The organism is Chthonomonas sp., from assembly GCF_035294165.1.
In the GTDB taxonomy this organism is placed as follows: Bacteria; Armatimonadota; Chthonomonadetes; order Chthonomonadales; family Chthonomonadaceae; genus Chthonomonas.
The window spans coordinates 1-11,325 of record NZ_DATGLN010000206.1; the positions used below are offsets into that span (position 1 = coordinate 1).

Annotated in this window: 11 protein-coding genes; 7 read left to right on the forward strand and 4 right to left on the reverse strand. The window is 56.7% G+C overall.

Translation table 11 applies throughout. From position 1 onward, the window contains the following. The first annotated feature begins 1,068 nt into the window (after positions 1 to 1,068). The 7 genes from rpsB to VKV29_RS11180 all read left to right on the forward strand — a co-directional run bounded on the left by rpsB (position 1,069) and on the right by VKV29_RS11180 (position 7,672). Entirely contained in the window at positions 1,069 to 1,944 is an 876-nt protein-coding gene (gene rpsB / locus VKV29_RS11150; RefSeq protein WP_324201382.1) for a 30S ribosomal protein S2, read from the forward strand. Positions 1,945 to 1,999: 55 nt separating this feature from the next. Then, on the forward strand, positions 2,000 to 2,920 hold the full coding sequence (gene tsf / locus VKV29_RS11155; RefSeq protein ID WP_324201383.1) for a translation elongation factor Ts: 921 nt from the start codon (positions 2,000 to 2,002) through the stop codon (positions 2,918 to 2,920). Further along, entirely contained in the window at positions 2,917 to 3,735 is an 819-nt protein-coding gene (gene pyrH / locus VKV29_RS11160) for a UMP kinase (RefSeq protein ID WP_324201384.1), read from the forward strand. Before tsf ends, pyrH begins: the two co-directional genes overlap by 4 nt. A 41-nt stretch (positions 3,736 to 3,776) precedes the next feature. Beyond that, on the forward strand, positions 3,777 to 4,334 hold the full coding sequence (gene frr / locus VKV29_RS11165; protein ID WP_324201385.1) for a ribosome recycling factor: 558 nt from the start codon (positions 3,777 to 3,779) through the stop codon (positions 4,332 to 4,334). Between the two features lie 16 nt (positions 4,335 to 4,350). Continuing rightward, positions 4,351 to 5,106 (forward strand): isoprenyl transferase, encoded by a 756-nt coding sequence (locus VKV29_RS11170; protein WP_324201386.1) that lies wholly within the window; start codon positions 4,351 to 4,353, stop codon positions 5,104 to 5,106. A gap of 4 nt (positions 5,107 to 5,110) precedes the next feature. Beyond that, positions 5,111 to 6,271, forward strand: a complete 1,161-nt coding sequence (locus tag VKV29_RS11175) for a 1-deoxy-D-xylulose-5-phosphate reductoisomerase (RefSeq protein WP_324201387.1) — start codon at positions 5,111 to 5,113, stop codon at positions 6,269 to 6,271. Between the two features lie 72 nt (positions 6,272 to 6,343). Next, positions 6,344 to 7,672, forward strand: coding sequence for a M50 family metallopeptidase (locus VKV29_RS11180; RefSeq protein ID WP_324201388.1), 1,329 nt, complete (start codon positions 6,344 to 6,346; stop codon positions 7,670 to 7,672). A gap of 49 nt (positions 7,673 to 7,721) precedes the next feature. Here VKV29_RS11180 and VKV29_RS11185 read toward each other — a convergent pair whose 3' ends face one another. The 4 genes from VKV29_RS11185 to VKV29_RS11200 form a co-directional block, all read right to left on the reverse strand. Next, positions 7,722 to 8,651: a hypothetical protein gene (locus VKV29_RS11185; RefSeq protein WP_324201392.1), complete on the reverse strand. Its 930-nt coding sequence runs from the start codon at positions 8,649 to 8,651 to the stop codon at positions 7,722 to 7,724. A 753-nt stretch (positions 8,652 to 9,404) separates the two neighbouring features. Next, complete coding sequence (locus VKV29_RS11190) at positions 9,405 to 9,932, reverse strand: mismatch-specific DNA-glycosylase (RefSeq protein ID WP_324201389.1); 528 nt, start codon at positions 9,930 to 9,932, stop codon at positions 9,405 to 9,407. A gap of 11 nt (positions 9,933 to 9,943) precedes the next feature. Beyond that, positions 9,944 to 10,747 carry a 4-hydroxy-tetrahydrodipicolinate reductase gene (dapB, locus tag VKV29_RS11195; protein WP_324201390.1) on the reverse strand — a complete coding sequence of 268 codons (804 nt, stop codon included), beginning with the start codon at positions 10,745 to 10,747 and terminating at the stop codon, positions 9,944 to 9,946. A gap of 28 nt (positions 10,748 to 10,775) precedes the next feature. Then, positions 10,776 to 11,325, reverse strand: a 550-nt coding sequence (locus VKV29_RS11200; protein WP_324201391.1) for an OB-fold nucleic acid binding domain-containing protein, incomplete at its 5' end; no start/stop codon positions are given.

The following is an 11,325-nucleotide window of genomic DNA, read 5'->3' on the forward strand; positions in this document are numbered from 1 at the left end:
GACACTGCCTTCCCCTTGTTGCTGTTTGCGTTGTTTTCTGTTCTTAGCCACTGAAGGTGTCTCCTTTATTTAGGTTTGGTCTATGCCAAGAGGACTGGGGAGGCCTCTCGAAGGAGGAGGGGTCTGCTCAGGAGCCTCAGAATGGCCGAAGTAAGTTTTGGTATGCGGTTGTGTGGTCTGTGCTCGAAGGGGTGAGCGGGTTCAGACAATAATAGTATAACACAGGGTTAGGGAGTTTGTCAAGTAGTTTTATGGGTGTTTGGAAAAAATTTTTTTATGAGATTTTGTTGGTGCAGGTGGGGATAAGGGGGTAGTTATAGATGAGGGTAAGGGGCGAATAGACAAGTGAGGGAGGGAAGGTTTTAGAGGCAGTTAGCAGAGTGAACTTGCCTTGTTCGCCCTTATCCCTTCCTTTCGTCTTGCAGATAGCAAAGCATCGGTCAGGGAGAGGGGCGATAAAGGGAGGGAAACAGGCCGCTGAGGCGCCGTCCGCGAGGACGCCCACCGTGCGGTGCCCCTCTCCCCAATGGGGAGAGGGTTAGGGTGAGGGGCTTGAAGAGCTGGCAAGAGAGACCGCCTTGTCATTTCTCGTGAGATAGACACCTGTCATTTCGAGCCGAAGGCGAGAAATCTTGAGTTTCACTTCCCACCCGTTCTGAGGGCGAGGGGTGAGGCTGCAGAGACTGCCAATCTCACGGTTCTAGAGGCAGTTAACAAAGCAAGGGCCATACTCGCCCCCTATCCCTTCCTTTCCGTCTTGCAGACGGCGATGCAGCGGCCAGAGAGATAGACGATTAAGGCAACCTTTCAGGCCGCTGTGGGGGAGAGCGCAGCACCTTTGGCCTTGAGAGGCGGGGGGTAGGGCTGTGAAGTGAGAGAAAAAGTTGCTTTCCCCATCTCTCATGGGGTATACTCTGCCGATGGGGTAGAGTAAATTGAATAGCCCCCTTTTATACTGCACCGATGCGGACCCGTTGCAGGGTGAGGAAGAACAACCTTCCGCAGCGGGAATGAGGCATCGGGAAGGCCGTAGCAAATACAAGGCAAAAAACCCAGGAGAAGAAGAAATTGGCATCGCTCTCAATGAAAGAACTCCTCGAAGCAGGAGTGCACTTCGGGCATCAGACGCGCCGCTGGAACCCAAAGATGAAACGCTATATCTACGGCGCGCGCAACGGTATCTACATTATTGACCTTCATCAAACGCTAAAGCTGTTCGATGAAGCACAGCAGTTTGTTCAGGAGGTCGTCGCTTCCGGTGGACATGTGCTTTTCGTAGGCACCAAGAAGCAAGCGCAAGACGCCATTCAAGAGGCGGCCCAACGCTGTCGCCAAAGCTATGTAAACCAACGATGGCTTGGCGGAATGCTTACCAACTATCGCACCATTAAGGAGCGCCTCAAACGGCTCGACGAGCTGAACGAAATGCAGATGAACGGCACCCTAGACCGTCTCACCAAAAAAGAGGCAACCCTCCTTCTTGAAGAGCGCGACAAGCTGGAACGCTACCTCGGCGGCATCAAAAACATGCCCGGCCTGCCACAATGCCTGATCGTGGTGGATTGCAAGAAAGAACACATCGCCATTGCGGAGGCAAGACGCCTGGGCATTCCCGTAGTGGCTCTCGTGGATACCAACTGCGATCCCGATTTGGTGGACTACGTGATACCGGGCAACGACGACGCCATTCGCGCCATTCGCCTCATTACCGGCCGCCTCGCCGATGCGATCGCCGAAATTAAACAGGCGGAATGGGATGCTGAAGAGGCCGCCCAACATCCCGCAGAAGGCGAGACGGAGGAAGCGATTGTGCCGGACGAAGCCGAAAAGCCGGATGTGGATACTTTCGAGCCGACGCCAGAAGCGGACTACGTGTTTCATCCCGGGGAAGAGGATGAGTATAGCCGCATGGCCGCTGAGGTAGAAGGCCAGGTGGAGGCTTAAAGTACCTCCTTATTGAAATTTAGTTTGAAGAGAACAGGTAAAGGAAGTTTGCACAATGCCAGAGATAACCGCCGCAATGGTGAAAGAGCTGCGCGAGCGCACCGGCGCAGCCATGATGCTTTGTAAAGAGGCCCTTGTAGAGACCGGAGGCGACTTCGAGGAGGCCATCATCTACATCCGCAAAAAGCTGGGTGCCAAGCTGAGCGATAGAGGAGACCGCGTCGCCGCCGAAGGCGTTATCGCCGTGGCCGTGGTAGACGATCGAGATGCTGCCATCATCGAGCTGAACTCGGAAACCGACTTCGTGGCACGCAGCGAGGACTTCAAAAAGCTTGCCAAAGAGCTGGCCGAGCAGGTCGCACGCAGTCGGGCCACCTCGACAGAAGAGCTTTTGAAACAACCCTCTCTCGTTGACATGGCGCTTACGGTGCAAGACCGCATCCACGACGTGTTTAGCCGCCTTCGGGAGAACATCGTTTTTCGCCGATTCGCGTTTGTCTCCACCGACGAAACCGGCCATATAGCCACCTACGTTCATGTGCCGGCCAACGACCGCATTGGAGTGCTCGTGGAGGTAGGGGCCGAATCGCCGGAGGCCGCCCGCAGCGAGGAGATCAAACACCTGGGACACGAGTTGGCCATGCAGATTGCCGCCTCGCGCCCCCGCTACCTCACACGCGAAGAGGTGCCGGAAGAGGTACTGGAGCAGGAACGTGACATCGCCCGAACGGTGGCCCGAAATGAAGGCCGACCGGAAGCGGCCATCGAGAAGATCGTGGAAGGACGGCTGCGCAAGTTCTACGAGGAGACCGTCCTCCTAGATCAGCCCTATCTTCGCGAGCCGAAAAAGACCATCGCCCAGCTGCTAAAAGAGGTGGGAAAGGGCGCCCATATTCGCCGATTCATCCGTTATGAAGTCGGTGAACAGACGGGTGGGGCGTCTACCTCCGGTGCGATAAAGGAAACTGCTGAATGAACGACGATGCCTCAAGGCCGACGTCCGTAACTTCGTCGGAGAGCGCAGTGGCACCTGCGCTCTCCGAAACCCCATTCGAAAGGCCTCGCTGGTCGCGTGTGCTTTTGAAGCTTTCCGGCGAAGCCTTTGCAGCCGATCTCGAACACCCAGAAGAGGGACCCCACGTTGGGCTGAACTACCGCACAATCCACACCCTCGCCTCAGAGATCGTGAGCGCCTACCGCGTAGGCGTCGAGATCGCCGTTGTGGTGGGCGCCGGCAATATCGTGCGGGGCGAAAGGGCTGCAGAAGCGGGTATGGAGCGCGCTGCCGCCGACTACATGGGCATGCTCGGCACCGTCATTAACAGCATGGCCCTGCAGGATGCGCTTGAAAAACAGGGCGTGCCCACGCGCGTGATGAGCGCCATCGCTATGGCGGAAGTGGCCGAACCCTTCATCCGACGGCGTGCCATTCGTCACCTCGAAAAAGGCAGGGTGGTCGTTCTGGCGGCCGGCACCGGCAACCCCTTCTTTACCACCGATACGGCCGCAGCCCTACGTGCCAACGAAATCCGTGCCGGTGCCGTGCTGAAAGCCACCAATGTAGATGGCATCTACGACAGAGACCCCCATAAGTTTCAGGATGCCGTCCGCTACGAACAGCTCTCCTTCGACGAATGCATCGCCAAAAACCTGCGCGTGATGGACCAAACGGCCTTTACCTTTTGCAAAGAGTACGACATCCCCATTGTCGTCTTTAACATCGCACGCCCCGGCAACATACGACGGGTGGTCTGCGGTGAGAAAATAGGCACGCTCGTCGGTAATTTTTAATAGGCTGTCAAAACGATAAAACACCTTTTGAGGAGGATGCCATGATCCAAGAGACACTGCGCGAGGCGGAGGAGCGCATGAAAAAAGCCGTGGAAGCCACTCAGCATGAATTCAGCCTCATTCGCACGGGGCGCGCCAACCCGGCCATTCTAGAACATGTGCGCGTGGACGCCTATGGCACCACGCTGCCGCTGAATCAGGTCGCCTCCATCAGCGTGCCGGAGCCACGCCAACTTCTGATAACGCCTTTTGACCGCAATATTCTTTCGCATATTGAAAAAGGTATCCTAAAATCCGATGTGGGGATAACCCCCACCAACGATGGCAGCGCTCTGCGCCTCAACATTCCGCCTCTCAACGAAGAGCGGCGTAAAGAGCTTATTAAGCAGGTACACCAAAAGGCCGAGCAGGGCCGTGCCTCCATCCGCACCGTGCGCCATGAGGCCATTAAAAAGCTGCAAGCCGCTAAAAAAGCCTCCGAAATATCGGAAAACGAGGAGAAACGGGCGGAAGAACAGGTGCAAAAGCTCGTAGATAAATACACGGCCGAAATTGACCACCTCATGAAGGTGAAAGAGGCCGAACTGATGGAAGTCTAACCGCGAGAAAAGAGCTATGGCCGAACTTGCCTCTGCATCGCACAACCGCGTCGCGCTCGATCCGAGCCGCCTTCCTACCCATGTCGCCATTATCATGGACGGCAACGGAAGGTGGGCGCGTGCACAGGGCAAATCGCGCCTCTTCGGCCACGATCAGGGCTACCGTACCCTTAAAAACATCGTGTACGCCGCACGCGATCTCGGCATTCGCTTTCTCACCGTCTACGGTTTCTCTTCGGAAAACTGGCGCCGCTCCGCCGAAGAGGTTGGCGGCTTGATGGACCTCATGCTGCGCGCCATGCGCAACGAGATCGAAGAGCTGGTGCAAAATCGCGTGCGCGTGCGCATCTCCGGGCGTCTCCACGAGCTGCCACAAGACCTGCGTACGGAGTTTGAAGTGGCCATGGAGCGCACCCGCCATTTCGATGGCCTTATTTTTAACCTGGCCATCAACTACGGCGGCCGTGCCGAGGTGGTAGATGCCGTGCGCACCATCGCTAGGCGCGTGCAAAAAGGAGAGCTTAGCCCCGAAACTATTGACGAACAGACCATCGCAAACCACCTCTATTGGCCCGATATTCCCGACCCCGACCTGCTGATTCGTACGGCCGGCGAGCTTCGCCTCTCTAACTTCCTACTGTGGGAAACGGCCTACAGTGAAATCTATGTGACGCCCGTCTGCTGGCCGGAATTTACCCGTGACCACTTTGTGGAAGCCCTACTCGACTATCAGCGAAGGGTGCGAAAGTTTGGCGCCGTCCCCGAAGAATAGACCCATGAAACGCTTGGTGATTCTAGGCTCTACAGGCTCTATCGGCACGCAAACGCTCGATATTGTGCGTCGTCTCCCCGACCGATTCCAGATCGTAGGGCTATCTGCCAATAGTAACATACAACGGCTGGTAGAACAAGCGAAGGAGTTTCAAGTCCCCTATCTCGCCATAGGAGAACGGGAACAGGAGCCTTCCCTTAACCGTCTTCTAAAACAAGAGGGAGTCTCCTGCGAAGTTTTTTGTGGAGTGGAAGGGATGTGCACCTTGGCCACCCTTCCCCAAGCCGACCTTGTGGTTGTGGCCGTGGCAGGGGCCATCGGCATCGCTCCTACGCATGCCGCCATAACCGCAGGTAAGACCATCGCCCTTGCAAGCAAAGAGGTGCTTGTGGCCGCAGGAGAGCTTACCATGGCGCTGGCACAAGCGCATGGTGTCGCCATCCTTCCCATTGATAGCGAGCACTCCGCCCTCTTTCAGTGCCTTCAGGGGGCTGCCGCTCAACAGATAGAAAGGCTCATTCTTACGGCTTCGGGTGGGCCTTTTCGGAATGTGCCTAAAGAGGCCCTACAGGGTGTGACACCGGCGCAAGCGCTGCGTCACCCTACCTGGAACATGGGAGGCTTGGTTACTATTAACTCGGCAACGCTGATGAACAAAGCGCTGGAGATCATCGAGGCACACTGGCTTTTCGGGGTTCCCGCCGATCATATCGAGGTGGTCATCCATCCACAGTCCATCGTGCACTCGATGGTGCGCTTTCGCGATGGCTCTACCTTGGCCCAGATGGGCCTGCCGGACATGCGCCTGCCTATCCAATATGCCCTGGTCTACCCGGAACGCGTAGATACGAATCTTCCCCGTTTGCGCCTTGCCGATTTCGCCAGCCTCACCTTTGAGGAGCCGGATGAAGAGAAGTTTCCCGCGCTAGGCTTGGCCCGTGCCGCATTGGCCGCCGGTAAAACTTTTCCAGCCGTCATGAACGCCGCTAATGAGGCCGCAGTAGACCTCTTTCTGCGAGAGCGCATCCCCTTCCTGCATATCATAAAGCTTGTGGAAGAGGCTCTTCAGCACCATACCCCTCAACAGGCCTCTCTAGAAAATGTGCTTCAAGCCGATAAAGAAGCCCGTGCATTCGTCTACGAGAGGGCGAATGCTCTTGCCTAGCACAACCGAGTTCTTTCCGCAAGCCCACCAAGGCATTGAAGGAAAAGGAACCTTAAGGAGCAGAATCGAATTATGATGCATCTCATAAGCACGTTGATCTACTTTATTGTGGTCTTGAGCGTTTTGGTCATCGCCCACGAGTGGGGTCACTACATTGTTGCAAAACTTTTCAGGATGCGCGTAGAGGAGTTTTCTCTCTTTTTTGGAAAGCGGCTCGTGCGACTTGGCGTTCGGCATGGCACAGAGTACAACATCCGTGCCGTGCCCTTAGGCGGGTTTGTGCGCATTGCGGGAATGGACCCCTCGGATATGTTCGACGCTGCTCCCGTTCTGCCTCTCGACAACGACCCCGATTCGGCTCCCGCACTTCATGGGCTTTCCGAAGCGGCTCTGGCAAACCTCGATAAGAGTCAAATCTCTCAAAAGGTACGCGAGGCCGTGATCCATGCCATTGGAGAGGAGCACTCGCTCACCCCCGAAGGACGGGCGGAGTTAAAGGCGCTGTTGTCCTCACCCACCCTCAACGAACAGGAACAGCGCTATTTGCAAATGGTACTTGCCGCACAACCCGACCCCACCGGCTATAGTCAAAAGCCCATTTGGCAACGTGCCTTGGTCATCTTCGCCGGCCCCTTCATGTCGCTCTTCTTCGGCTTCATGCTTTTTTGTTTGCTGGGTTTTACCGTAGGCCTGCCCGATTCCATCACGCGCACCAACGTCGTCGAAACGGTGGTGGCGAATACGCCCGCAGCCCAATCTGGGCTGAAAGCGGGCGATAAAATCGTTCAGATCGACTCAACTCCTATCCACAGCGGTGACCAGATGGTTCAGATGATTCGGGCTAGCATTGGAAAACCGCTTCATCTCGTTGTGCAGCGCGGCAAGGAGTTGATACCCATCACCGTTACCCCAAAACCGCAGATCATCACGACAGAAAAAGGCACCAAGGAGCGCGTCGGCGTCATTGGGATTGTGGTGGTTGCCGAACCGAAATTAAAGCGCTACTCCCCCCTCCAGGCCATCGTGCGCGGAACCCAAATCACCTTCCTCAGCATTGACATGATGCTTAAAAGCATCTTTAGCCGCGATGTCCGTGAGAACGTTGGCGGCCCTATCGCCATCGCCAGCCAGATCAACATTGCACAACAACAGGGGCCGGCCTATGTAGCCCTCGTGGCCGCCGAGCTTTCGATGAGCTTGGGCATCGTCAATCTTTTCCCCATTCCCATCCTCGATGGAGGCCATCTTCTCTTGCTCGGCATCGAGGCCGTGCGGCGCCGCAAACTCACCACCAAAGAGATGTATAAGGCGCAGTTTGTAGGGTTGGCCATCATCGGCATCCTTTTTCTGCTGGTGATGTGGAACGATATTCTGCGCATTCTGCCCCACGGCAAACAGTGATGAACCGCCGAAACGACCCCAACTAGAAGCGTACAGGCCGCCCTTTACTTTAGAGGCGAAGCGCCTGCACGCTTGTAATCTGATGGGATTGAAGATAGGCCTCGATCTCGTCGGCCAGCTTTACCGCCAGATTGGGGTGGATGGCACAGCCGACGCCGATCCCTACATACTCTGCCCCAAGCAAGAAAAATTCGAGGGCATCCTCTAACGTCATGATGCCGCCGGAGGCAAGAATGGGCAGCGAACTCATTCTGCGCACGCGCCATAGCTGATATAGGGCTACCGGTTTCATACAGGGGCCGGAAAGCCCGCCTACGCCACCGGGGAACCGCAGCGTGCGAGCAGAGAGACGAACGGCCACTCCCGGCAGAGCCTGGCCGATGGCCACGACATCGGCGCCGGCGTTTTGCGCCGTGACGGCGGCATAACCGATCTCCATTCCCACCGACGGCAGTTTCGCGATAAGCGGAAGGGAGGTGGCTTTGCGCACGCTTTGAATGGCCTCTAACATCTGCCGGTGCATCTCGACTTCCGACGGAAGCGGAGCCTCTGCTCGTGTGGCATCGAGGAGAGGCAGCGGTGTAAGGTTCAGCTCTAAGGCCGTAATGCCTGCCGCCTTGCTTAACTCCTCGGCCAACTCCGCCCATTCCGAGGCCGTCGTTCCGAGCAGGCTTACGATGATAGGGCAGCCCAAAGCGCGTAACCGTGGCAGGTGCTCGCTTAAAAATCGCTCTAAACCGGGGTTGGGCAGGCCGTTGGCATGTAAAAACCCGGCACTCGCCTCCGCCGTGCGCGGCATCGGGTTTCCCTCGCGTGGTTGAAGGGTTAGGGTGGGTGTGATGAATCCACCTAGCCGATGTGCCTCTACCAACCCTTCCAACGTATCGCCCCAACCCAAACTTCCCGATGCTGCCAACACGCTACGTGGCAGCTTCAGACGTACCTCGGTTTTAACCTGTCCGCTCTCTGGCCTCAGAATGGTTCCTCCAAAAGAAAATCGTCTTCTGTTTCACCCGAATCAGTCTACCCGAACGGCCTTTGGGTGCGTTTTGCTAATGGGCTCAAGGTTCAAGCACGATCTTTCCACAGTTGCCGGTGATCTGCGTCTCAAAGGCCTCCTGCACCTTCTGCAAAGGTTTCAATCCTCACCGGCACTGAAACGCCGGTGCCACTTGCTTCAACGGCTACGTTGGTTTTTGGATGCGGAGTTTCAATCCTCACTGAGGGGAAGGGCGTCGGCCTTGAGGGGGAGGGCGTCGGCCTTGACGCCGAAACGCCGGTGCCACGTTTAAGCAAACTTAAGGAATAGGAAACAGCAACGTTTCAATCCTCACCGACGCCGAAACACCGGTTCCATTGTCAACTACCTCTCAAAACAAAGGCCACATACAACTCTTTTCCGAGGAAGTCAACACCTATATTATAACACATTCTCTCATGCAAGTGCGCGGATCCCTCTCTCGAAACCACTTCACTTCCGATCCGCGCAACAAACAGAACATGACCGTTGTTCAAACCATGCGCAAATAGAAGGGGAGGCACAAGGCCGCCCCCTACCGCTTCTCTCCCTCACGCCTATACCGAGACCTCCAGAAAATCTCACGATTTTCTGGGGAAAAGCGCAAATCGCCCTAGCTGGCCTCAGAATATCTAGACATGTGCGTGTGGGAACCATGCTACCTCGAAGCAAAGCGAGAGGGACCTTTGCCTTTAGGCGAGCGGTAGTTTACTTTCAGGAGCATCGGGTAGGGTAGACGCAATCGTACAGCTCCTTATACAAGGCAAGCCGTTCATGCCCCCAACCGTCGGCGCGGCCGCTGGAGCTGATTACTACAAATGTGCGCGCAGGCCCCAGTCGCTCTTTCTGCTCACCCCACCGGCGACACTCTTTGCCGGTGACCATACGGTAGACATCTTTGCCGTTGTAACAGACCCAGCGCGGCGCCGCTTCGATCAGGCGCTCGATAAGCTGTTCGCGCAGGGCCGGAGCCGGTTCTGGCAGAAGATGATTGGCGTTGGACGCGATATGATGAAAGAGGGCTACCAGCCCGATGCCATAGCAGGGGAGGGTAACGTCCTCTTCGGGCTGCAGGAGGCGCGGTGTGAAACCGGCCTGATAAAGCAGCAGCCAAAAACGGTTGCGCGGCCCGGCATAGTAATGTCCCACCTGGGCCGCCCACAGGCTCGGTGCGGCCCCTACAAAGACCACATCAAGCCCAGGTACAAGAATATCCGGCAGAAGCGGCGCGCGTTCCTCCATGGCGATAGGTGTTAGAGCAGATTTTCCAGCCCAATAACCAAGCCTGAAAGAGAGCGCACCTTCCGAATGGCCAAGAGCACGCCGGGCATAAAGGAGCGCCGATCGGTTGAGTCGTGACGCAGGGTAAGCGTCTGCCCTACTCCACCCAAAATCACCTCCTGATGCGCCACGAAACCGGGGAGGCGAACGCTATGCACTGGCACCCCATCCACAAGCCCTCCACGTGCCCCAGGGGCTTTTTCAAAAGCGCCCTCCGGCGCGGCACTGGGGTGCACCCCGGCGGCGCGACGGGCTTCGGCAATACGTTGGGCTGTTAACATGGCGGTGCCGGAAGGGGCGTCTACCTTCTTTTCATGGTGCAACTCGATGATCTCGACATCGGGTAAGTAGCGCGCGGCCTGAGCGGCAAACTGCATCATGAGAACGGCCCCGATGGCGAAATTGGGTGCGAGAAACGCGCCTATCTGGCGTTCCTGGGCGGTTTGCTTAAGAATAGCCACCTCCTCATCCGAAAGGCCTGTTGTGCCGATAACCGGAGAAATGCCTAATTCTAGAGCAACAAGCGCATTTGGCAGCACCGCCGTATGCACAGAAAAATCCACCATTACTTCCGGCCGCGTCCGAATGGCGGCAGCCTTCCAGTCGCTCTCCACCTTCACGCCAAGCGGCGAAATGCCGGCCAAACTGCCGGCGTCCTCCTCCAGGTGATGCAGGTCAATGGCGGCAACAACCTGCATATCGTCCGCTTCCGAAACCGCGCGCGTCACTTCACGCCCCATGCGCCCGGCGGCTCCGCAGATGGCAACCCTAATCATCTTTCAAAGTCCTTCAAAGGGGTCTATTCTATTCTACCCACACAGCTTGGCGTCCCAAAAAATGCTCTACGGCCTGGCGAAAATCGTCGCTATACTCCGCGAACAGCTCGGTGCGCACCTCATAGGCTTTATCGCGCCGGTTGATGCGCAGATACACCGGGCAAGCGTTGCCGTTGCCCCGATGTTGCTCGATGGTATCGCGCACGAATCGCAGCGTTTCTGGGCGTGTAGGGTCGAGACGCACCACAATACGGCTGGCCTTGCGAGCGGCGCTCACCATGCTTTCGGTGAGAGGGGAGATCTCTTCGGCTAATATCTCAACGATGGGTGTGTCGTCTTCGTCGTCATCACGCACGCGCTCACGGTGACTGGTACGTCCACGCACCAGCACCACGCGATCTTTTTCCAAGTTCTGACGCTGGGCGGCGAAGGCCGTTGGAAAGATGGTGCACGAGACGTTGCCCGTCATATCTTCCAATATGAAGAAGGCCATAGGCTCGCCGCTCTTTTTGGAGGTAAACAGCTTGACCGATGTTACGATTCCGCCGATCAACACCTCCTGCTTGTCGGGCAGCTCC

Excerpts from the sequence above, each read along its gene's own strand:
- tsf (WP_324201383.1), top strand. The coding sequence starts at position 2,000 with ATGCCAGAGATAACCGCCGCAATGGTGAAAGAGCTGCGCGAGCGCACC.
- pyrH (WP_324201384.1), top strand. The coding sequence starts at position 2,917 with ATGAACGACGATGCCTCAAGGCCGACGTCCGTAACTTCGTCGGAGAGC.
- frr (WP_324201385.1), top strand. The coding sequence starts at position 3,777 with ATGATCCAAGAGACACTGCGCGAGGCGGAGGAGCGCATGAAAAAAGCC.
- VKV29_RS11170 (WP_324201386.1), top strand. The coding sequence starts at position 4,351 with ATGGCCGAACTTGCCTCTGCATCGCACAACCGCGTCGCGCTCGATCCG.
- VKV29_RS11175 (WP_324201387.1), top strand. The coding sequence starts at position 5,111 with ATGAAACGCTTGGTGATTCTAGGCTCTACAGGCTCTATCGGCACGCAA.
- VKV29_RS11180 (WP_324201388.1), top strand. The coding sequence starts at position 6,344 with ATGATGCATCTCATAAGCACGTTGATCTACTTTATTGTGGTCTTGAGC.
- VKV29_RS11190 (WP_324201389.1), bottom strand. The coding sequence starts at position 9,932 with ATGGAGGAACGCGCGCCGCTTCTGCCGGATATTCTTGTACCTGGGCTT.
- dapB (WP_324201390.1), bottom strand. The coding sequence starts at position 10,747 with ATGATTAGGGTTGCCATCTGCGGAGCCGCCGGGCGCATGGGGCGTGAA.